At 28.0% G+C, this 20976-nt stretch carries 22 protein-coding genes; 10 read left to right on the forward strand and 12 right to left on the reverse strand.

Annotated features, from left to right (window positions below):
* Window positions 1-29: 29 nt before the first annotated feature.
* Window positions 30-1202, reverse strand: coding sequence for a DUF3095 domain-containing protein (locus BXQ17_RS10245; RefSeq protein WP_077810556.1), 1173 nt, complete (start codon window positions 1200-1202; stop codon window positions 30-32).
* Window positions 1203-1296: 94 nt separating this feature from the next.
* Between BXQ17_RS10245 and BXQ17_RS10250 the strand changes: the two genes are divergently transcribed.
* The 6 genes from BXQ17_RS10250 (at window position 1297) to BXQ17_RS10270 (ending at window position 6443) form a co-directional block, all read left to right on the forward strand.
* Entirely contained in the window at window positions 1297-1866 is a 570-nt protein-coding gene (locus BXQ17_RS10250) for an AraC family transcriptional regulator (RefSeq protein ID WP_077810557.1), read from the forward strand.
* Window positions 1867-2313, forward strand: coding sequence for a response regulator (locus tag BXQ17_RS10255; RefSeq protein WP_077810558.1), 447 nt, complete (start codon window positions 1867-1869; stop codon window positions 2311-2313).
* 1 nt (window position 2314) lies between these two features.
* Window positions 2315-4102 carry a CHASE3 domain-containing protein gene (locus tag BXQ17_RS10260; protein ID WP_254712369.1) on the forward strand — a complete coding sequence of 596 codons (1788 nt, stop codon included), beginning with the start codon at window positions 2315-2317 and terminating at the stop codon, window positions 4100-4102.
* A 129-nt stretch (window positions 4103-4231) separates the two neighbouring features.
* Window positions 4232-4774 carry a hypothetical protein gene (locus tag BXQ17_RS10265; RefSeq protein ID WP_149025898.1) on the forward strand — a complete coding sequence of 181 codons (543 nt, stop codon included), beginning with the start codon at window positions 4232-4234 and terminating at the stop codon, window positions 4772-4774.
* Window positions 4775-4927, forward strand: a complete 153-nt coding sequence (locus BXQ17_RS14555; RefSeq protein ID WP_187661395.1) for a DUF5670 family protein — start codon at window positions 4775-4777, stop codon at window positions 4925-4927.
* A gap of 499 nt (window positions 4928-5426) precedes the next feature.
* A complete protein-coding gene (locus BXQ17_RS10270; RefSeq protein WP_077810561.1) occupies window positions 5427-6443 on the forward strand; it encodes an AraC family transcriptional regulator in 1017 nt (338 codons plus the stop codon).
* A gap of 61 nt (window positions 6444-6504) precedes the next feature.
* Here BXQ17_RS10270 and BXQ17_RS10275 read toward each other — a convergent pair whose 3' ends face one another.
* The 8 genes from BXQ17_RS10275 to BXQ17_RS10310 all read right to left on the reverse strand — a co-directional run bounded on the left by BXQ17_RS10275 (window position 6505) and on the right by BXQ17_RS10310 (window position 14095).
* Window positions 6505-8658: a molybdopterin cofactor-binding domain-containing protein gene (locus BXQ17_RS10275; protein WP_077810562.1), complete on the reverse strand. Its 2154-nt coding sequence runs from the start codon at window positions 8656-8658 to the stop codon at window positions 6505-6507.
* Window positions 8659-8676: 18 nt separating this feature from the next.
* Window positions 8677-9138 (reverse strand): (2Fe-2S)-binding protein, encoded by a 462-nt coding sequence (locus tag BXQ17_RS10280; protein WP_077810563.1) that lies wholly within the window; start codon window positions 9136-9138, stop codon window positions 8677-8679.
* A gap of 64 nt (window positions 9139-9202) precedes the next feature.
* Entirely contained in the window at window positions 9203-10345 is a 1143-nt protein-coding gene (locus BXQ17_RS10285) for an ATP-binding protein (protein ID WP_077810564.1), read from the reverse strand.
* Window position 10346: 1 nt separating this feature from the next.
* On the reverse strand, window positions 10347-11210 hold the full coding sequence (locus BXQ17_RS10290) for an aldo/keto reductase family oxidoreductase (protein WP_077810565.1): 864 nt from the start codon (window positions 11208-11210) through the stop codon (window positions 10347-10349).
* A 3-nt stretch (window positions 11211-11213) separates the two neighbouring features.
* Window positions 11214-11966: an SDR family NAD(P)-dependent oxidoreductase gene (locus tag BXQ17_RS10295; protein WP_077810566.1), complete on the reverse strand. Its 753-nt coding sequence runs from the start codon at window positions 11964-11966 to the stop codon at window positions 11214-11216.
* A gap of 177 nt (window positions 11967-12143) precedes the next feature.
* On the reverse strand, window positions 12144-13076 hold the full coding sequence (locus tag BXQ17_RS10300) for a hypothetical protein (RefSeq protein WP_077810567.1): 933 nt from the start codon (window positions 13074-13076) through the stop codon (window positions 12144-12146).
* Between the two features lie 87 nt (window positions 13077-13163).
* The gene (locus BXQ17_RS10305) at window positions 13164-13646 is read right to left on the reverse strand and encodes a hypothetical protein (protein WP_077810568.1); all 483 of its coding nucleotides are present in this window, start codon (window positions 13644-13646) and stop codon (window positions 13164-13166) included.
* Window positions 13647-13756: 110 nt separating this feature from the next.
* Window positions 13757-14095, reverse strand: coding sequence for a single-stranded DNA-binding protein (locus tag BXQ17_RS10310; RefSeq protein ID WP_077810569.1), 339 nt, complete (start codon window positions 14093-14095; stop codon window positions 13757-13759).
* Between the two features lie 193 nt (window positions 14096-14288).
* On the opposite strand from BXQ17_RS10310, the gene BXQ17_RS10315 reads away from it, so the two are divergent.
* Genes BXQ17_RS10315 through BXQ17_RS10325 form a run of 3 tightly spaced genes read left to right on the forward strand, consistent with a single transcriptional unit; the run spans window position 14289 to window position 15926 of the window.
* Entirely contained in the window at window positions 14289-14837 is a 549-nt protein-coding gene (locus BXQ17_RS10315; RefSeq protein WP_077810570.1) for an HNH endonuclease, read from the forward strand.
* A 14-nt stretch (window positions 14838-14851) separates the two neighbouring features.
* The gene (locus tag BXQ17_RS10320; RefSeq protein ID WP_077810571.1) at window positions 14852-15205 is read left to right on the forward strand and encodes a hypothetical protein; all 354 of its coding nucleotides are present in this window, start codon (window positions 14852-14854) and stop codon (window positions 15203-15205) included.
* Between the two features lie 49 nt (window positions 15206-15254).
* The gene (locus tag BXQ17_RS10325; protein WP_077810572.1) at window positions 15255-15926 is read left to right on the forward strand and encodes a hypothetical protein; all 672 of its coding nucleotides are present in this window, start codon (window positions 15255-15257) and stop codon (window positions 15924-15926) included.
* Window positions 15927-15929: 3 nt separating this feature from the next.
* Here BXQ17_RS10325 and BXQ17_RS10330 read toward each other — a convergent pair whose 3' ends face one another.
* A complete protein-coding gene (locus BXQ17_RS10330; protein ID WP_077810573.1) occupies window positions 15930-16394 on the reverse strand; it encodes a CBS domain-containing protein in 465 nt (154 codons plus the stop codon).
* Window positions 16395-16500: 106 nt separating this feature from the next.
* Here BXQ17_RS10330 and BXQ17_RS10335 point away from each other — a divergent pair, with 106 nt between their 5' ends.
* Window positions 16501-18798 carry a M28 family peptidase gene (locus BXQ17_RS10335; protein ID WP_077810574.1) on the forward strand — a complete coding sequence of 766 codons (2298 nt, stop codon included), beginning with the start codon at window positions 16501-16503 and terminating at the stop codon, window positions 18796-18798.
* Window positions 18799-19027: 229 nt separating this feature from the next.
* Here BXQ17_RS10335 and pyk read toward each other — a convergent pair whose 3' ends face one another.
* Window positions 19028-20455 (reverse strand): pyruvate kinase, encoded by a 1428-nt coding sequence (pyk, locus tag BXQ17_RS10340; protein ID WP_077810575.1) that lies wholly within the window; start codon window positions 20453-20455, stop codon window positions 19028-19030.
* 1 nt (window position 20456) lies between these two features.
* Window positions 20457-20927: an IPExxxVDY family protein gene (locus BXQ17_RS10345; RefSeq protein ID WP_077810576.1), complete on the reverse strand. Its 471-nt coding sequence runs from the start codon at window positions 20925-20927 to the stop codon at window positions 20457-20459.
* Window positions 20928-20976 lie beyond the last annotated feature (49 nt).

Here is a 20976-nt window from a genome sequence, read left to right on the forward strand (position 1 = left end):
TAAAAAAAGCCGCTAAAAAGCGGCTTTTTTTATGAATAAACTTTATAACTATTTATTTTTTTCTTTAACTCTTTAGACGCGGTTGTATAACCACCTTCTGTACCATCTACAAAGTGAATATGTTTTTCATCTCTATCTTCTATATAACAAGACATTATAGAAGCGTATGTAGCATGAATTCCGTAAATTATTTTTTGCTGAGATTCTAATGAATCCAACAAAAGCCTCAACTTACTAATTTGTTTTTCTGTACCAGAAAAAACAGTGTTTATAGAACCATCTAACATAATCGTATCGGATAATTGAGAAACCTTATATAAATATGCTTTGCCATCCTTAAAAAACCTAAAATAATATTTACCAAAGTTTGTAATTAGCCAATTTTTTATAAGATAACTTAAATCAAACTTACCCAAACGAGCATACATTTCTGTTTTAATTTTATCAAAAGATGTATTTAAAGCTAGTTTTAAAGTTGTTATTGGTGTTCTTTCAGATAGACTTCCAAAAATATAATCTATCTCATCCATAATCGTTGTGTAAACTTCTGCTTGTTTTTCTTCGTTATTACACATAACAAGTAAGCAGATTACCTTTTTTTCTTCGCTATTGGGCTTAATTTCATTCCAACGACACTCCATACCTTCTAAATCAATAGAAATATCATCAATTTTATCATCAATATTTTCTACAAACTGCTCTTTAATTAGGTTTTCTGCAAGTTTTAAACCGTTACCAATAATTACCGGAGTTACTAAAAAAGAGTTTAATTTTAATTTAGCGATTCTTAAAGTAGCTCCTGTTGCATAAATGTCTTCTACACGCATTTGTCCTACTCTTAGTTTTAAATTAAAGTTTTTTTCTACGTGATCGCTATAATTTTCTAAAGCTTTATAAACAGGTTCTAGAATTTCTTTTGTAACAATAAAAGTTGCGCCATCACCTCCAAAAAAATATGGAATCGTAATTTTTTTATTGATTTTTTTAATTTTATTTAAAACAGTAATTATACTACCCGTAGCAACTAAATTAACATCGTTATGACCTCCGTTTTTTATCGCTTTTGTAGAATTTACAATATCTGTTACTATAACTACCCAATTGCTTGGTACAGCATTAAATAAGTTTTCATTTTTAAGAAGCTCTCTAATAGGAATATTATTGTAACTTAATTTTTTGTAAAACCCTGTGTTGTTAATCATTATCTATAAATTATATCAATACAATTTCTTTTTTAAATGTCTAAATAAAATAATTGTAATATATCTATTATATTAGCAAAATAACACGCTACACATGAAAATATTTATAAAATTTGATTTTACTGCAGTTTGTAATAAACTTATTGAAGAAAAGTTAAATGAATTAGATGTTAAACATAAAGTTCTAGGTTTTGGTGAAATAGAGTTTTTAGAAAAAATTACAGAAGACCAACTATCGCAATTAAACGATAGTTTAAAAGAATATGGTAGTGAAGTAATTGAAAACCAAAAAAGTATTTTAGTTCAAAAAATAAAAGATACTATTACAGATATGGTTTTTAATGATGATGAAAATATAAATGTTAAAAGTTCTGTGTATTTATCAGAAAAACTAGATCATAGTTACGGGTATTTGTCTAATTTATTTTCTGAAGTTACCTACACATCTATAGAAAACTTTATCATTTTACAAAAAATTGAATACACAAAACAATTAATTATCAATACCGATTTAAAAATTACCGATATTGCATATAAATTAAATTACTCTAGTGTAGCACATTTAAGTACGCAATTTAAAAATACAACAGGTATAACACCTTCTGCTTTTCAAAGAATAATAACAAAGAGAAGAGAGCTAAATAACCCTAATAAACAAGAATAAATGCAACATAAAGATGTTTTTATAATTTTAGCAGATGATGATGAAGACGACAGACTTTTCTTTGAAGATGCTTTTGATGAGTTAAAAATTAACACAAAAGTAAGCACTTTTAAAGACGGTTTAGAGTTAATGAACTACTTAAACCAAGAAGATAGTATTCTGCCAAAAATACTTTTTTTAGATTTAAACATGCCAAAAAAATCGGGTATAGAATGTTTAACAGAAATTAAAAAAGTAGATAGACTTAAAGATATTGCTATTGTAATTTATTCTACTTCTGCATCAGAAGAAGACATAGAAAATACCTTTGTTTTAGGTGCTAACGTTTACATTAAAAAACCAAACAACTTTAAAAAATTAAAGAAAGTGCTTTCTAATGTAGTTACTATAAATTGGCAATATCAAACAAGTGGCCTAAACAAAGACAACTTTTTATTAAGATTATAAAGTGAATATAAAATCGATATTTAAATCTACACGTTTCTTAAAGATAACCTTTGGTATAAGTCTTTTTGTAATACTATGCATGGGTGGTTTGGCATACAAACACCTGCAAACATTAATTAAATCTTTTGATTTAGTAGAGCATACGTATGAAGTAAATATCGAATTAGAACAAATACTTTCTTACTTAAAAGACAGCGAAACTGGCCAAAGAGGTTATCTAATTTCTGAGGATACTCGGTTTTTAGAATCATTTTTTTCTGGTAGAGAAAAAACAAATAACAGTTTTGCACGTTTAAAAGAATTAACAAAAAAAGACGAAAGACAACAACAAAAACTTAGAGATTTAACAATTTTAATTGATAAAAACTTAAATTATTTTGATGAGACTTTTAAGTTTTCTAAAAACGATAATTTAGATTCTAAAGAGTTTGATGCACTACTTCTTGCAGGTAAAAAAACCATGGATAACATTCGATTAGAAATTAATCAAATGATTACCCATAACAACAATCTTTTAAGAATTAGAAAATTAGATAACGAAAGAAGTATTACAAACACACCGATTATTATATATTCAGTTTTAATAATTGCCCTTCTATTACTACTTTTTACGTATTCGAAAATTAATAATGATATTAAAAATTTACAAACCAAAAACCTTCAATTAGAAATTTTTAAAGAATCTACAAATCAATCAGAAATTGTAAGCAAACATGGTACTTGGAACTGGTTTATAGAAGAAAATAAATTTAGTTATTCTGATAATTTATACAGATTATTAGGTGAGCAACCTCAGTCTTTTGAACCTACCTTAGAAAACTTTATGCAATTTGTACATCCAGAGGATGTAGATAAATTGAAAAAACAAGTCGAAAAAATGATGCAAACAGAAGATTTGCCATTCATTTACTATAGAATTGTTCAAAAAAATGGCAGCATAAGACACTTTAAAGCTTATGGTAAAGTGCTTACAGATAACCAAGAGAATAAAAGACTTATTGGTACAACTGCAGATATTACCGATGAGATAGAAAATTATAGATTACTAGAAGAAAGAAATTTAGAGTTAGAAAGAAACAATAAGGAATTATCTTCTTTTAACCATGTTGCAAGTCATGATTTACAAGAACCTCTTCGAAAAATACAAACTTTTATTTCTAGATTAGAAGAAAAAGAAGCTTCTAATTTATCTGAAAGAGGAAATTTATATTTAGAAAGAATAAAAACCTCTTCTACAAGAATGCGTTTATTAATAGACGATTTATTACAATTTTCTAGGACTAATAAATCTGAAGAAGTTTTTGAAGAAACTAACATGAATATCATTCTTGAAAATGCAAAACAAGAATTGGCAGAAACTATTTTAGAAAAAGATGCCATTATTACATCAGAAACAATACCCGCATTAACAGTTATACCATTTCAATTACAACAATTATTCATCAATTTAATTGGTAACTCATTAAAATACAGTAAAAAAGAAGTTTCTCCAAATATTAAAATTTCTTACAAAAAAGTTGATGCTAGCGATATAAAAAAAATAAAGAACACCAAGTTTAATTTTTACCATAAAATTACTTTTGAAGACAATGGTATAGGTTTCGATGAAGAATACGCCGAAAAAATATTTGTGCTTTTTAGTAGGCTTCATAATAAAAACGAATATTCTGGTACAGGAATTGGTTTATCTATTTGTAAAAAAATTGTAGAAAATCATCAAGGATATATTTTTGCTACTGGTAAGCCAAATATTGGTTCAATTTTCGAAGTTTATCTTCCTTTTAACTAAAAAACACCCTCGTTTTTTCTAGCTATACTTACAATTTATGGAAATTGTATAAATTCTCTTATTAATTCTGTAACAAAAAATCCTATCCTTTTTTCGACCTTTGTATTCCAATAAAAAAAGTGAGAATAAATGAAACGTACTAAAAAAATACTAGCTAGTCTTCTTTTTACTGCATTTCTATTTTTGATGTTTTCTTGTGATAAAAAAACCACCACAAAAGAAAAAGAAGACAAAATATTAAGCAGTCAAACAGACGCTAAATTATTAGTTGAAGCTACAAAAAACTACATTTATATAATTAATTATAACAATTACATAAAAGAAAAAGACTCTGTTACCCCAGAAACAAAACAGATTTTAAATTCTATAAATAAAGGAGTTAAAGAACGTTTAGGTTCTATTAAAGACATTTCTAGAAAAGAAATGATTTTAATACCTAATGTAAATGATGTATTGTTTTTAGAAAAAAAACCATTTGTTGTAAATGAAAAAGAATCTAACGAGAAAGCTTATTTATTAACCTTAAATAAAATTATAGATAAGCAAGTTGCAGTAATGAGTGATTTTGCAAAAATAACTAACAACGAATCTATGAATGTACTCGCAAATGAATCTGAGTATTTCTTAGAAGAGAAAAAAGAAAATATAGAGAATCTTTTAAATGAAGAGTAAATGAAAAACTTTCTATACATCACATTTATTTTAATAATTATAGCATGGGCTGTAAGCTATTTTGTATTTGCAATAGAAAGTCCGTTAATTCATTTATTACTCTTAGCATCTTTAATTCTAGGTATAATTTGGTACAAAATTAAAGACACATAAAACTTCTATTAAAAGCTTTAAAGTAAAATTACTTTAGAGCTTTTTTTTTGTTTTTAATCTAAAAATTACATCTTCAAAATTTAACCTAATTTATTTAGAAAAAAATTTCATCTCAATAATTTATTCACTCTCTCTACTTTAGTATTTTTTATAGAAATTAAATTATCATTATAGATTTTAGTTTATAATTTTGAGTTGTTATAAACTCTTAAATAGTAAATTTTACTACAAATTTCTTCTTGTAAAAAATTATCAGAAATAATTATATAATTACAGTTTGTTGTTACATAATTTCAGTAAAAAATATTTTAATTATTTGAAAATCAATTAATTAATACCAAAAAATAGAAATCATATAACAAAAAAAAAAAATCGTGTAACGGAAAAACTTGAGTTCGGTTGTTACTTTGCAGTATAATTTTAAATAAAGAATTTATACTTCCTTATTTAATTTTAGGATCAAATAAAATTAGTAACAATCAAAAAAACTCAACCAATTATGATTACTATAAATTCAAAATTAAGAGGCTTAAATTTATTCTTTAACAAATTACAAAAGAAGATTGGGGGAACGTTAAAAGTGACTTCTAATGAGCAGTTTCTTAAAATTAATAACAACATAGGTAAAGGTACTATTAGATCTATTAATTTAGACGGTGGTATTAGTTTATTAGAATTTAATATTACACCTAAAGAAGACCTTAAAATAGCTGTAGATGCTAAAGCAGGTACACATATTAACTTTGTATACTGTTCTAAAGGTAAGATTTCTCATTCTTTCGAAAATAACGCAACTAAAAACACCGTAGAAACTTTTCAAACAAGTATAGTTTCTAATATTTTATCAGAAGAAAATACAATTACACTTTATAAAGGTATAGAAACTAGTTCTACCATTATATCTGTAAATACTGCGGATGATAATAACCAACAAACAGACATTAATAATCTTTTAAAAGATGCTTTTATTGCAGGTAAAACTAAAGATTATATATACTTAGGTTCTTACAATCTTAAAATTGCAGAACATATTAAGCAATTAAAATCTATTGAAAACAAAGGAGTTGTTAGAGCTTTATTAACTAAAGGTATTGTAAACTTAATTTTAGGTTTAGAAATCGAACAACATAAAAAAGACATAAATAGTAATGCTAATTCTAACGGTTCTTTAACTCAGAACGAAATGGAGCTGATTAAGGAATTAACAGATTACGTAAACAACTATCCAGATTTAGATCATAAAATAAATGTTTTAACAAGAAAAATTGGTTTAACTGCAGCTAAAATTCAAGAAGGATTTAAGTTAATGCACGGGTTAACTGTATGTGAATACATTAGATCTGTACGTTTAAAAAAATCTGAAGAATTAATTATAAATACTGATTTAAGTATTTCTGAAATTGTGTACAGTTTAGGTTTTTCTAGTAGAAGTTATTTCTCTAAAAGATTCAGAGAAAAATACAACTGTTCTCCTAGAGATTATAAAAAGAAAAACAAGTTAGCTATGACAGCATAATATATTTGAATTAATGATAAAAAACCTCAAGAATAAAATCTTGAGGTTTTTTTTATTTTAATTAACTAAGAATTTTATTCTTTTCAAATTCATTAATAAATGGTTGTGAATATAATCTTTTACTTAAAGCAGCATTAATTGCATTTGCAACAGCGCCACCTGCTGGCGGTAAACCAGGTTCTCCTAAACCTGTAGGAGATTTATTACTATCAACAAAAAAGACATCTACCTTTGGGGTTTCATTCATTCTTATCAATCTGTAAGAATCGAAGTTTTTAGATTGAGGAACTCCTTCTTTAAATGAAAAACCAGCATACATTGCATGTCCAATTCCGTCTAAAACACCACCTTCAACTTGGTTTCTAGCACCAGTAGGGTTTACAACAATACCGCAATCTACAGCAACCGTAACCTTTTTTACTACCGGATAACCATCAACTAATTCTATATCTGCCACCTCTGCAACATGTGTATTATGACTGTAATACGCAGAAAAACCTTGGTAAACACCATTTTTAGCATTTCCCCAATTCGATTTACTTCTTACAAGTTTAATGGTTTCTTCCATTCTTTCACCAGAATACTCAATACGTTTATCCGTAGTATTTTTTACATTTTGTAATAAATCTAAACGCAACTGAATTGGATCTATATTTAACTCTGATGCCAATTCATCAAAAAAACTTTGCTCTGCAAAAGCTAAGAAATTTGTATATGGCGCTCTCCAAGCACCGGTTGTGATATTACTTTTATAATTACCACTTTCTACTTTATAATTTGGAATGCAACCAGCAGGAAAAAAGTTAGGAATTAAACCATACATATTTCCATTTACTGCCGCTTCTTTTAAATGATAACCAGTTACTTTACCGTCTTTTAAAGCTGCTTTAATTCTATATTTAATTGCTGGCCTATAAGTACCCGCAGTCATATCATCTTCTCTAGAAAAAACAACTTTTACTGGTTTTTTAGCTAAACTAGAAATTTCTGCTGCTTCTAAAGCAAAATCTCCGTACAAACGTCTACCAAAACCACCACCCATACGAGTCATTTCGCATAAAATATCTTCTTCTTTTCTATTTAAAAGTTTAGAAACTCTATTAACCGTCCATTGTGGTGTTTGTATAGGACCAACCAAATGCACTTTTTCTGGAGTAACATTTGCATAAAAATTCATCGGTTCTAAACAATTATGTGGTAAAAAAGGTGAATGATAAGTTTTTTCTACAACTTTATCTGCAGCACTAAAAGCCTTTTTTACATTGCCATCTTCTCTTCTAACATCTAAACCTTTACCATCTAAAATTTTGGTTAATAATTTATCATGTTCTTCTGTAGATTCTGCTTTAGAATCTGTTTTCCAATTAGCATTTATTGCTTTTTTACCTTTCATTGCAGCCCAAGTAGAACTTGCTAAAACGGCAATTTTATCTCCGAATTTTATAATCTCTTTTACACCAGAAACATTTTTAGCCTTCGTATCATCAAAAGAAACTAATTTTTGCCCAAATGCTGGTGGTCTTAAAACAGCAGCAATCATCATGTTTTCTGCTTTGTAATCCAATCCAAATAAAGGTTTACCTGTTATAATTTTATCAATATCTACATTAACAATTTCTTGTCCAATAATTGTAAAATCTTTGGGGTCTTTTAACACAACATTTTCTGGCACTTCTAATAGAGCTGCCTCTTTTACAACATCACCATAGGTTAGTTTTTCTCCTGAAGTATTTGTAATTATTCCGTTAGATGCTTTTAAAGAACTTGCATCTACTTGCCATTTTACAGCAGCTGCATTTACCAACATTTGTTTTGCTGTTGCCCCTGTTTGTCTTAACGCATCCCAACCTTGTCTAATAGATTGGCTTCCGCCGGCTACTTGCCTTGTATAATTTTTTGTATCTAAAATACCTTGTGCAACATTTACTTTATCCCAATCTACATCTAACTCTTCTGCTATAATCATTGGCATAGAAGTTTTTACCCCTTGACCGATTTCTGGATTCGGAGAAAAAATAGTTACATAACCTTCATCAGAAATTTTTATAAATGCGTTAAAATCGTTAAAATTTAAACTTGTTATATCTACTGGCATTTTAGCTTCTGGCTTACATGCTGTAAGTAAATTAAAACCAATTAACATACCGCCACTTGCCAATGCAGAGGTTTTTAAAAAGTTTCTTCTACTAAAATTATCTTTTTTGTGTAGTTTCATTTTTATAAATTTTAGTGATTATTGCATTTTTTCTGAAGCAACTTTTACTGCTTTTTCTATTCTATTATAAGATGCACATCTACAAATATTACCATGCATCGCCTCTCTTATTTCTTTTTCTGATGGATTTTTATTTTCTGATAAAAAAGCAGAAGCTGTCATTATTTGTCCTGCTTGACAGTAACCGCATTGTGGCACATCAATCTCTTTCCAAGCCTCTTGTACAGGATGTTTACCATCTTTAGATAAACCTTCTATTGTAGTAATTTTTGTATCATCTAAAATAGAAACTTGCAATTGACAACTTCTTGTTGCAACACCATCTATGTGAACTGTACAAGCACCGCATTGTGCAATACCACAGCCAAATTTTGTGCCTACTAAATTTAACTCATCTCGTAAAACCCAAAGTAAAGGAGTATCTTCATCTGCAGTAACAGTAACATTTTTTCCGTTAACATTTAAATTGTAGTTTGGCATAGAAAGTAGATTTAAAATTATGGAGTGAAGTTACAAAAAATTGAGAATATAATATTTCCAATTCTTAAGCATATTTTACCTTTCTTATAACACGCAAAGTTTCTTTGTATTTTATATAAGTAGATTTATTTTCTAAACTTTTAATGTAACTTTTAGCTTTTTTTAAATTTTCTTCAGCATTTAGAAAACCGTGTAAATAGCAAATTAAATAATTGGTTGGCAACCTTAAAACATCTTCGTGTTCTGTAACAGATAAGGGTTTATTTTCTGATAGTTTTCTAACAATTAAATTGCAATTATTATAAATATGTATCATAACTTTATTATTAAAAATAGGTGGTTCAAACAAAAAGTTATTTACAATATCTTGTCTGCCATTTTCTTTAAAATGAATTATTGTTTTTTCTAACGGATAATATTTTTCTTGCTTTTCTAATCCTAGAAAAATAAATTCTGTTATAATAAATGAATTATTATTATACGTAATTTTAACATCATCTAAAGCAGAGAAAAACAACTGAACTTGCTCGTTAATTAATTCTATATCTACTCTAGAATAGTAAATTTCGTTATTAATTACTTTTTTTTCTCCTGCCCAACAAAGCACAAATTGTTCATTAAAAACTTTGTATTGAGGATTGTATTTAGGTTTATGATTATTTATAAAATCGAAAACGCCATTTAAAGTTAACTCAATATTATTACTTGCATTTTTTTCTATAGCTGCAACAACCTCTTTGTTTCTATTTCTTAATTCGAAATTTTCGCCAAGAAAGGGCATCGAAATACTTCCACTTCGATAAAAAATGGTTCCCTTATTGTATTTCCATGTTTTTTTTGATAGAGAAGCTATTAAATTATTTGGATAAATTGTAACCAAACCAATAACTTTATGTCGTGGTAAACTAGGAAAACGAACATTTTCATAAGCAATTTTTGGCGGATTTGCTATATAAGCATTTACAAGATTTTGTATTTTACTATCATCAAAAAAATCTACACCTAAAATCTTATTTTCTTCATCTTCTACCCCAATAACAATGTAAGAATTATTAAAAGGATTCGAATTAGAAAGAGCACATATATGTTTTAAAAATTTCGCTTTCCCGTCTTTTCTATTTAAAGATAATTTTTGCTTTTTATCATAAAAACTATTCTCATCATTATGAGAAAGTAAGTTTTTAATTAAAAGGCGTTTGTTTATCATTTTATGCCACTTCTTCTCCTTTACTAGCTTCTAACAACAAGAACCAATCTTGTAATTCTAACTCTATGCTTAAAGCTTTGTTTGCATTTAAAATTCGGTCTCTATTTGTTGTACCAATTACTGGTGAAATATTTGCAGGGTGCTTTAAAACCCAAGCTAATAATAGAACATCTTCTGCTACATTATATTTTTCTGCTAACTGAATTAAAACTTTTTTAATACGAGTTGTCTGTTCTGTGTGCTCTTTAAAAACAGTTCCCAAAGGACTCCAACACATTGGTTGAATGTCTTTTTGCAGCATTTGATCTAAACTACCATTATGCATTGCTGAGTGTTGTGTTAAAGAAAACTCTACTTGATTTATAGAAACAGGAATTTTATCAGAAATTAAATTAATCTGAGAAGGTGTAAAATTTGATACTCCGAAATTGATAATTTTTCCGCTTTCTTTTAATTCAGTAATTGCTTCTGCAATTTCATTAGGATGCATTAACGGACTTGGTCTGTGCAATAAAAAAGTATCTAAATAATCTGTTTGTAAATTTTTTAAAGACTGTTCTGCACTCCAAACAATATATTCTTTGCTATAATTATAATGTTTTAGTTTGTTATTTCTAGATTCTGTTACTAACTGAATTCCGCACTTAGAAATTAACTTTATATCCTCTCTATGAACTCCGCTTTCTTTAAAACCTTTACCAAACGAAGCTTCCGTAGTAAAATGACCGTAAATATCTGCATGATCAAATGTAGAATTTCCGTTTTCTACACAAAATTGAATCATTTCTGATTGCTCTTTTGTCGAAAACTGTTTACCCCAAACTCCCCAAGACATGCAACCTATTATTATTTCTGATTTTGACATCTTTTATTCTTTATTTAAAATTGTAGCACTTGCTTGTGCCGTTGGATATACTACTAAATCTTCGATATTAACATGATATGGTCTTGTTACAACAAAATAAATAATATCTGCAATGTCTTCTGCTTGTAAAGCTTTAAAACCGCTATAAACTGCTGCTGCTTTTTTAGAATCTCCTTTAAAACGAACTTCTGAAAATTCTGTCTCTACGGCTCCTGGATGAATTGCAGAAACACGAATATTGTGTTTATTCAAATCTATTCTCATAGATTTATTTAAAGCATTTACAGCGTGTTTAGAGGCGCAATACACATTTCCGTTCGGATATACTTCTTTACCAGCAATTGAACCGATATTTACTATAAAACCATTGTTTCTTTCTATCATTTGCGGAAATATAGCTTTAGAAACATACAATAATCCTTTTACATTAATATCTAACATTGCATCCCAATCATCTAAACTACCCTCTTGTATTGTAGATAAACCATGTGCATTACCCGCATTATTAATTAAAATATCTATCTGCTTAAAATTTTCTGGAAGTGATGCAACTGCTTTTTCTACGGCAGCTCTATTAGAAACATCAAATTGTAAAATAGTAACATCTGTAATAATGCTTAATTCTTTTTGTAAAGATTCTAATCTGTCTAATCTTCTACCACAAAGAATTAATCTAATATTATTTTTTGCAAAGATTTTTGCTGTTGCTTCGCCAATACCAGATGTTGCGCCAGTAATAAATGCTGTTAATTTCATATTTTTTTATTTTAAGCTAAAACTTTGTATAAAATTATGAAATCTTTTTGGCTTAAAATTAAACGATAAAGATACTTTTTAGCAATTATTAACAAAGAAAAAACCGTCCTCCTCAGGACGGTTTCTCTTTCAATTGGTTATTAAGCAATAACCAACCAAAAATCAACTAACCAAACTTTATTTTAAATTTCTTCCAATTTTTGTTTTTCTTACTATTTTAGTACGTTTTCTATTCGAATTCCTTACAATAGATTTTGCACTTTTTTCTGATGCATCTGTTTTTAAATATTGTACAAAACCTCTACCATTAAAAACATATGTTGTTTCAGACTCTATGTTGTAAAGACTAATCTTTCCATCATTTATAACGCTTAATTCAAACTCTTCTATATCTCCGCCATCATAATTAAGTGTTAATATTTTAAGATCTTCGAAACCCGTTACATCAAACACTTCATAATCTCCAACGTAACTCCAATTTATATTTGCAATTTGTGTGCCAAAGTTGTCTTGAGAACTATAAAAAGTAGTTGTGTTTTCTGGAGTAAATTGCAAGTAATTTTCTAAATCAAATGCATTAGGCACTCCACCTGTTGTACTTGTTTTCTCCCAAGCTTGGTATTCTTGTAAAAAATACTCTATGTTTTCATAAAATAGCTTATCATAATCAAAAGTGTTTGTCTGATAACCAATTAGAAAATAAGTAACATTTTGTCTGTAATTATACAATCTAATTTCGTTGTTAGAAGTTATAGTTACTTCAAAATCATTTCTTCCGTCTAAATCGTGTCTTGTTTCTAAAAGACCTGTATACGTGTCATATGTACCAACATCTATACCTAAACCATTTCCTGTAAAACCAATATCTGCTATATTATTATTTGCATATAAAACGCCATCTAAAAATGATAAAGTAAAAGCTTTAGCCACAAACGGAATGTCTCCGTTACCAATAGTTCTGTGATAATCTACGTACCACAAATCGTAATTAGATACAACTTCTTCTAAAGAGATTTCATTCTCTATAAAATTGTCTTCGAAAACTGTGGTACAAGAGCCTAAAAATGCTCCTGTTAAAATAAATGTAAAAAGTAGTTTTAAAGATTTCATAAGCTGTAGTTTTAAGGTTACAGTTAGAAATATTCAAATTGCGTGCCAAAAATTATTTCAAACCTCAAACAACTAAAAAACAGCGTTTTAATTATTTTTTTGAGCCATAGGAAAAGCGCGAGATTGAACTTCTTTTATATTCTTTACTTTGTAAAAAACAGATTTACCATCTTTATTAAAACTGATTATTGCTTCGTTTTTTTCTAATTGAAAAGGAAACTTTTTAACAGTTGGCAAAGTATTTTCTAATTCTTTAGTAGGGTTTGAATCTAAAATAACATCTCTTTTTATATTTACATTTGAAGAAAAATGACCAATCAATTGTACTTTATTTCCATTTACAACAACCTCTGCTTTGGCTATTTTATTTTGAAAATAAATCGAATCAAACTCTATTTCTAAAGCATTTTCTAATTGAATTTCGAGTTTTGTACCAGCAACACCTTTTTGACCGCCAACCCAGTTATTATAAAATGCTTTTTCTACTTTAAAAACAGGGTTTTTAATTATTGAACTACTACCACATTGAGAAAAACCAAATAATATGGTTAAGATTGTTAAGATTTTCATGACTTTCATTTTTTTCTAGTTTAGTCTTAGTATGTCAAATGATATGCCAAGATAAAATAAAATCTACTCAAATCGAGTAGATTTTATTTTTTTCAATATTTTAATATCCGTTAAGAATTACTTCCTAACATCAATAATTCGCTTACTATAATTTCTGTTACGTATCGTTTTTCTCCTGATTCTGTATTATAAGTTCTGTTGGTTAACTTACCTTCTACCGCAATTTCTTGCCCTTTGTTTATATATTTTTCTACAACTTTTACAAGTCCGCCTTTAATAACAATGTTATGCCAATATGCACGCTCTATTTTGTTACCTTCTTTGTCTTTATAACTATCATCTGTAGCCATAGAAAATTTTGCCATTTTATTGCCATCTTTAAAAGTTACTATTTCTGGCTCTTGACCTAATCTACCAATTAATTGTACTTTGTTTCTTAACGTATTCATAAGATAAGTTTTGTGCATTTATTATGTAATGCAAGTTTATAATTTATTTTGTCTACTCGTTTAGACATTGCAAAATTGCGACAGTACTGCTTCCTTATTCGGTTTTAAAACAATTACTTTCGGTTGTAATTAATTGTAGTCGTTTGTAAACGGATAATTTTTAGTATATTTACTAAATGAAAATCTTATAGACATGAAATCGTACAGAAGTGAACAATGGAAGCTATTTGAAAAAGAAAATTATGATGTTGCTAGAGAAAAACTTTACGTTTCTAATTACGGAAGAGTAAAAAGAGAAATTGAAGAAGGTGTATTCGAACTTCTTAGAATTGGTCAAATTAACAATTTTGAAACCTTTACATATCCCAAAATAGGTAGTAAGAGAAAAGCAAATGCTTATGTGCACAGAGTTGTTGGTTTATTATTTCTAAAAAAAGAAGAAGATCAAAAATTTGTAATTCATTTAAACCACGATTTAAAAGATAATTACTATCAAAATTTAAAGTGGGTAAATCAAAAAGAATTAACAAAACACCAAATAACGAATCCTAAAAGAATTGCAAAATTTGGTATTAAACCTGGCGCAAAATTAACAGAAGGTAAAGTTAGAATTATTAAGAAAAAGTTGTTAGACCCTAACAGAAGAACTAGACTAAGAATTATTGCAAGTCAATTCGGTATTACAACAATGCAATTAAGAAGAATTAAATCAGGCGAAAATTGGGGTGAAGTAAAAGTGTAATAAGATTGCTATTAATGGAAAAAAAAGAGTGTTTAGAGTGTAACGAGCTGCTAAAGGGCAGAATCGATAAAAAATTCTGTTCTGATTATTGTAGAAATTCGTACAATAACCGAATTAATAAAGACAGTAAAAATTTAATCAGAAATATTAATAATAGACTTCGAAAAAATTATAAAATACTTTCTGATTTAAATTCTACTGGTAAAACTAAAGTTAGTAGAACAAAATTGTATGACAAGGGTTTCGATTTTCAGTTTTTTACATCAATTTATAAAACAAAAACAGGCAACTTGTACCATTATATTTACAATGAAGGCTATTTAGCTTTAGAAAATGAAACTTTTTTATTAATTAGAAAAGATAAATAAGAAGTGTAACTTTTTGTAAGTTAGAGCTACTAACTTACAAAAAGACACTATGATTTTTATTGTATTAATCGCTTTAATAATACTGGCAATTGCTATCTATTACTTTAGTAATAAACAAGTAATTATAAGAACTCTTGCTAAAACGCCAAATAAGCCTGTTGGTGGCTTAAAAACTAATAGTTTTACAAAGGTTACCGGTAAAGCATTGCATGTAAAACAACCACTTATTGCGCCTTTTAGTAAAAGAGAATGCGTCTATTATAAAATTATAATAGAAGAAAAAAGAAGCAACGGCAAGAATTCTCATTGGAAAACTTTAATTAAAGAATCTAAAATTCAAGAATTTTTTATAAAAAGTAAAGGTGAACACGTAATTGTTAGACCTAGCTTAAAACCAAAAAACTTTAAAAGTTATTTAGTTGTAGATAAAAAAACTTCATCAGGTACATTTAACAACCCTACAAAAGAGTTTTTAGAACTTTTAAAAAATTATAATATTAAAAGTGAAGGTTTTTTGGGTTTTAATAAATCTTTAAGATACACAGAGGCAATTTTAGAGTTAGAAGAAACAGTTACAGTTGCTGGTATCGCCAAATGGAAAAACCTTAAAGAACCTGTTAATGGTTACCCATATTCTAAGATTGCAGAACTGGTAAGTACCGAAAATCAAAAATTGATAATAACAGATTTACCTTCAATTAATTTTAGCAAAAGAAGATAACATTTACCATGTATTACCCTCTACACTAATGGCAGCTTTTAATACATCTTTTTGACTTAATTGCCCTATAAGTTTACCGTTTTCAATTACAGGAAATCTTCTTCTTCTAGATGAAATAAATTTAAATGCTGCATCAAAAATATTCATGTTTTTATCAATAGTATCTACATCTGTAACCATATATTTACCAACAGTATTATTTGTATCTGCAGGCATATTGTAGTACTTACTTTCAGAAATATGTTTTATACAATCCGTTTCAGAAATAATACCAACAAGCTCATTCTTTTCATTTACCACAGGTCCACCAGAAATTTTATTAGTAATCAACTGTTCTATCACATAATCTAAAGAGTCTTCTGCTTTAAAGGTTACCAAATTTGTAGTCATATAATCCGACACCAAAATTTGTGTTTTTTCTTTAATTTGATTGGTTTCTCTTTTACCTTGAAAGCTCTTAATTCCCATAATATTAGATTTTTAGTTGTACTAAAGTTAGCAAAATTTTTAATCGGTTTTACTTTTGATGATAATTTTTTTTAATTCACTACTTTTATAGAAATAAAATTTTAGAATGAATAAATTTTCTACGATTGTTTCTACCCTACTAATTTTAGGTGTAATTTTTTGGAGTTTTAGTAGTTTAAAACCCTCTATAAATACTTCTAACAATACAAACGAAACATCTTTTTCTTTATACAATGCCTTACATCATTTAAAAAAAATAAGTACAAAAGCCCATTATGTTGGTTCTGATGAACATAAAAATGTGCAGAATTATATTGTAACAGAATTGCAAAAAATGGGGTTAGAACCACAAATTCAGACCCAAACTGCTATCAACAAAAAATGGTTTGCCGCTACTACTGCAGAGAATATTATCGCTAAAATTAAAGGCACAAATTCTGATAAAGCTTTACTTCTACTTACTCATTACGACGCAAACCCACACTCTTCTTTAGCTGCAAGTGATGCTGGCTCTGGAGTAGTTACTATTTTAGAAGGAATTAGAGCTTTTTTAGCAAAAGGAACTACCCCAAAAAATGATATTATTATTTTAATTTCTGATGCAGAAGAACTAGGTTTATTAGGTGCGCAAGCATTTGTAGATCAACATTCTTGGGCTAAAAACGTTGGTTTGGTTTTAAATTTTGAAGCTAGAGGAAGTGGCGGACCAAGCTATATGCTTATGGAAACAAATGGTAAAAACAGCAAATTACTATCAGAGTTTTTGGCTACAAAACCCAATTTTCCGGCAGCAAATTCCTTAATGTATTCTATTTATAAAAAACTACCAAACGATACAGATTTAACTGTTTTTAGAGAAAGTGGAAATATTAACGGATTGAACTTTGCTTTTATTGGCGATCATTTTGATTACCATACAGCACAAGATTCTTATGAAAGGTTAGACCGAGAAACCCTTTTACATCAAGCAGATTATTTTACAACTTCATTAAATTATTTTGCAAACGCAAATCTATCAAATTTAAATTCTGAAGAAGATTTTGTGTATGTAAATTTTCCGTTTATTAAAATGCTTACATTTCCGTTTTCTTGGGTAAAACCATTAACAATAGGTTGTTTAATTGTTTTTATTATTTTGCTTTTCTTCGGAATTTCACTTAATAAAATAGATGCAAAAGGAATTTTTAAAGGCTTTGTACCGTTTTTAGTTTCATTGGTTTTATGCGGATTAATTTCTTTCGGGTTATGGCAATTATTACAAATTATACATCCGCAGTACAAAGATATTTTACACGGTTTTACTTATAATGGTTATCAATATATTACGGCCTTTGTATTTTTAAATCTTTGGTTATTATTTACAATCTATAAACGTAGCGCCAAAGAATTAAAACCTACAAACTTACTAGTAGCGCCCTTGTTTTTCTGGTTAATTATTAATTTAATTATTGCATACGCACTAAAAGGTGCTGGCTTTTTTATTATTCCGGTTATTAGTGCCTTACTAATTTTAGCAATAGCAATTTTCTTAGACTTAAAAGAAGGTTCTAAAAGAATATTATTTACCATTTTATCAATACCAACTCTTTATATTTTTGCTCCTTTGGTTAAAATGTTTCCTGTTGGTTTAGGTTTAAAAATAATCTTTGTTAGCGCAATTTTTATTGTGTTGGTTTTTGGTTTGATGATTCTTAGTTTTCATCAAAAGAAAACTTTTTTTACTCAGAAAATAAGTGGCATATTAGCTATTGTATTTTTTGGTTTGGCAACGTATAATAGCGGATTTTCAACAGAAAACAAGAAACCCAACAGCATCGTTTACATTCAGAATTCTGATGATAAAACTGCTTATTACGGAACCTACAATACCGTTTTAGACGCTTATACTAAACAAATTTTTAATACTGATTACTCTGAGGGCGGACTTGAAAATGCCGACACAAAAAGTAAATACAACACACGTTTTAAATTTGCTAAAAAAACTAGTTTTAAAAATATAGAAAGTGCAAATTTAATTACAGATTTAGATACAATTATTGGTTCGAAACGATTTTTAGAGTTAACCTTTTTACCTACAAGAAAAGTTAATAAGTTCGAATTTATAACCAAAAACAACATTAGTTTACATCAATTTAAAGTAAATGATGTGTTGGTTAATGATGGTAAAAAATACAAAGCAAAACCTGGTACATTTTTAATTTATCACTTTGGAAATAGTGACAAAGAATTAACAATTTCTTTTACTGTTGATGTGAACGAGAAATTAGATATTATTTTAAATGAAATTTCTTATGATTTGTTAACCAACAAAAACTTTAAGATAAAGCCAAGAACCCAAGAAATGATGCCAATGCCTTTTGTTACTAATGATGCTATTATTATCTCTAAGAAACTTGTTTTTTAAAGTGATTTAAACTTTAGAAAATATAAATTATTCTCTAAATAGTTTAACCCAGATTAACGCTATTTTAATATTTTTTTATTGAATCGTTTAATACTTTTTATTTAAAAAAGCTATTTGTGCCATTTTAATATAAGAAAAAATAGTAATAAAATTCTATAATAATATTTAAAAACAAAAAAGCATTTCGATTTCTCAAAATGCTTTTCGTTTTCTTAAAAAGAATAGCTTTTTAGTCTATTTCTGACACTCTTAATGTATTTACCATACCTTTTGCTTCTACTGGCATAGAAGTAAGATTAATCATTAAATCGCCTTCTTTTACGTATCCTTTGTCTTTAGATAGTTTATTAATATCTACAACAGTATCATCTGTACTTAAATTTTTATCGTAATAGAATGCTTTAACACCCCAAAGTAAGTTTAGTTTTCCTAAAATTCTTCTTTCTGATGAAAAGGCTAAAATTGACGATTGTGGTCTCCAAGCAGATATTTGAAACGCTGTATAACCACTATTTGTTAATGTAGAAATTGCGGCTGCATCGATATCATTTGCCATTAATGCTGCATGATGACAAACTGCTTTTGTAATAAATCTATTCGTTCTAATATGTGGTGCTTCATGTGGCACTTTAATCATTCTAGAGTTTTCTACAGATTTAATAATTTCTGCCATTTTTTGAATTACTCTAATTGGATGTTTACCAACAGATGTTTCTCCAGAAAGCATTACTGCATCTGCACCATCCATAATAGAATTTGCAACATCATTTACCTCTGCTCTTGTTGGTACAGAGTTATCGATCATTGTTTCCATCATTTGCGTTGCAATAATTACAGGTATTCTTGCTCTTTTTGCTCTTCTAACTAATTTCTTTTGAATTAACGGTACGTCTTGCATAGGAATTTCTACTCCTAAATCTCCACGAGCTACCATTAAACCATCACAATAAGGTATTAAAGAATCTATATTTGCAACAGCTTCTGGCTTTTCTATTTTTGCAATTACAGGTACTCTGTATTCTGAATGTTGATCGATTAAATCTCTTAGCATCCTTAAATCTTCTGGCGTTCTAACAAAAGATAATGCCATCCAATCTACATTTAAACTTAATGCAAAAACTGCATCTTCTTTATCTTTTTCTGTTAAAGCGGGTAAAGAAATTGCTGTATTTGGTAAGTTTACTCCTTTTTTAGATTTTAAAGGACCTCCAACTATCGTTTTAACAACGACTTCTTTATCTTTATCTGTAGATACTACTTCGAATAATAATTTACCATCGTCTACTAAAATTTGTTCTCCTACTTTAACATCTTTAGGAAAACGTTGATAGGTCATAAAAGCTTTTTCTTTAGTACCTGTACATTTTTCTGTAGTAAATGTAAATAAATCTCCGTCTTTTAAAACTACACCATCTTCCATAACACCTACTCGAAGCTTTGGTCCTTGTAAATCTGCAAGAATAGCTACGTTGAAATCATTTTCTTCGTTAATTTCTCTTATAGTCTTAACAGTCTTCTTTACATTTTCATATTCTGCATGAGAAAAATTAATTCTGAAGACGTTTACACCTTCTTTTGCTAAATTTGTTAAAATTTCTTTAGTACCTGTAGCGGGTCCTAACGTTGCAACGATTTTAGTTTTTTTATAATCTGTCATATTAAAATATTAAAAAGTCTTTAGACTTTAGTGTGTTTTTATCTATTGAATAAGATGTTATTACTTGTTCAATTTCCTTTATTTTTTTTACTGTATTTATAACATAAGCATCGCCTACTTCACCAGAAATTTTAATAAAAAAATCTACTTTCTTCTTTTCTGGAATTAAGTAAGTTCTAGTTTCTGTAGTTAAAAGTAACTCGTTAGACTGTGTTTGGTTCTCATTTTTAAAGCTATTTGCAATTAAAAACCAATCGTAATCATATTTTTTACTTGTAAAATTATAGATAGAAAATGATGCTAAATTATTATCTTTTTCGAACTCTAAATTTTTGGTCGATTTAGAAAATTTTATGCTTAAATTTTTATTTAGTAAATATGCAAGCCTGTAGTCTTCTAATGCTGTATGAATACCTATTAAAGAGTATTCTTCTTCACAAAAATCGTCTAAACCTAAAGCATGAATTTGCATATATCGTAAATTTACTTTTAGTATTTAATCTTGCTAAATTACTAATAGT

Source organism: Polaribacter sp. BM10 (genome assembly GCF_002005425.1).
GTDB classification, from domain to species: Bacteria; Bacteroidota; Bacteroidia; order Flavobacteriales; family Flavobacteriaceae; genus Polaribacter; species Polaribacter marinaquae.

Coding starts and splice junctions, on each gene's coding strand:
- BXQ17_RS10245 (WP_077810556.1), bottom strand. CDS start 1,202: ATGATTAACAACACAGGGTTTTACAAAAAATTAAGTTACAATAATATT.
- BXQ17_RS10250 (WP_077810557.1), top strand. CDS start 1,297: ATGAAAATATTTATAAAATTTGATTTTACTGCAGTTTGTAATAAACTT.
- BXQ17_RS10255 (WP_077810558.1), top strand. CDS start 1,867: ATGCAACATAAAGATGTTTTTATAATTTTAGCAGATGATGATGAAGAC.
- BXQ17_RS10265 (WP_149025898.1), top strand. CDS start 4,232: ATGAAACGTACTAAAAAAATACTAGCTAGTCTTCTTTTTACTGCATTT.
- BXQ17_RS14555 (WP_187661395.1), top strand. CDS start 4,775: ATGAAAAACTTTCTATACATCACATTTATTTTAATAATTATAGCATGG.
- BXQ17_RS10270 (WP_077810561.1), top strand. CDS start 5,427: ATGATTACTATAAATTCAAAATTAAGAGGCTTAAATTTATTCTTTAAC.
- BXQ17_RS10275 (WP_077810562.1), bottom strand. CDS start 8,658: ATGAAACTACACAAAAAAGATAATTTTAGTAGAAGAAACTTTTTAAAA.
- BXQ17_RS10280 (WP_077810563.1), bottom strand. CDS start 9,138: ATGCCAAACTACAATTTAAATGTTAACGGAAAAAATGTTACTGTTACT.
- BXQ17_RS10285 (WP_077810564.1), bottom strand. CDS start 10,345: ATGATAAACAAACGCCTTTTAATTAAAAACTTACTTTCTCATAATGAT.
- BXQ17_RS10290 (WP_077810565.1), bottom strand. CDS start 11,210: ATGTCAAAATCAGAAATAATAATAGGTTGCATGTCTTGGGGAGTTTGG.
- BXQ17_RS10295 (WP_077810566.1), bottom strand. CDS start 11,966: ATGAAATTAACAGCATTTATTACTGGCGCAACATCTGGTATTGGCGAA.
- BXQ17_RS10300 (WP_077810567.1), bottom strand. CDS start 13,076: ATGAAATCTTTAAAACTACTTTTTACATTTATTTTAACAGGAGCATTT.
- BXQ17_RS10305 (WP_077810568.1), bottom strand. CDS start 13,646: ATGAAAATCTTAACAATCTTAACCATATTATTTGGTTTTTCTCAATGT.
- BXQ17_RS10310 (WP_077810569.1), bottom strand. CDS start 14,095: ATGAATACGTTAAGAAACAAAGTACAATTAATTGGTAGATTAGGTCAA.
- BXQ17_RS10315 (WP_077810570.1), top strand. CDS start 14,289: ATGAAATCGTACAGAAGTGAACAATGGAAGCTATTTGAAAAAGAAAAT.
- BXQ17_RS10320 (WP_077810571.1), top strand. CDS start 14,852: ATGGAAAAAAAAGAGTGTTTAGAGTGTAACGAGCTGCTAAAGGGCAGA.
- BXQ17_RS10325 (WP_077810572.1), top strand. CDS start 15,255: ATGATTTTTATTGTATTAATCGCTTTAATAATACTGGCAATTGCTATC.
- BXQ17_RS10330 (WP_077810573.1), bottom strand. CDS start 16,394: ATGGGAATTAAGAGCTTTCAAGGTAAAAGAGAAACCAATCAAATTAAA.
- BXQ17_RS10335 (WP_077810574.1), top strand. CDS start 16,501: ATGAATAAATTTTCTACGATTGTTTCTACCCTACTAATTTTAGGTGTA.
- pyk (WP_077810575.1), bottom strand. CDS start 20,455: ATGACAGATTATAAAAAAACTAAAATCGTTGCAACGTTAGGACCCGCT.
- BXQ17_RS10345 (WP_077810576.1), bottom strand. CDS start 20,927: ATGCAAATTCATGCTTTAGGTTTAGACGATTTTTGTGAAGAAGAATAC.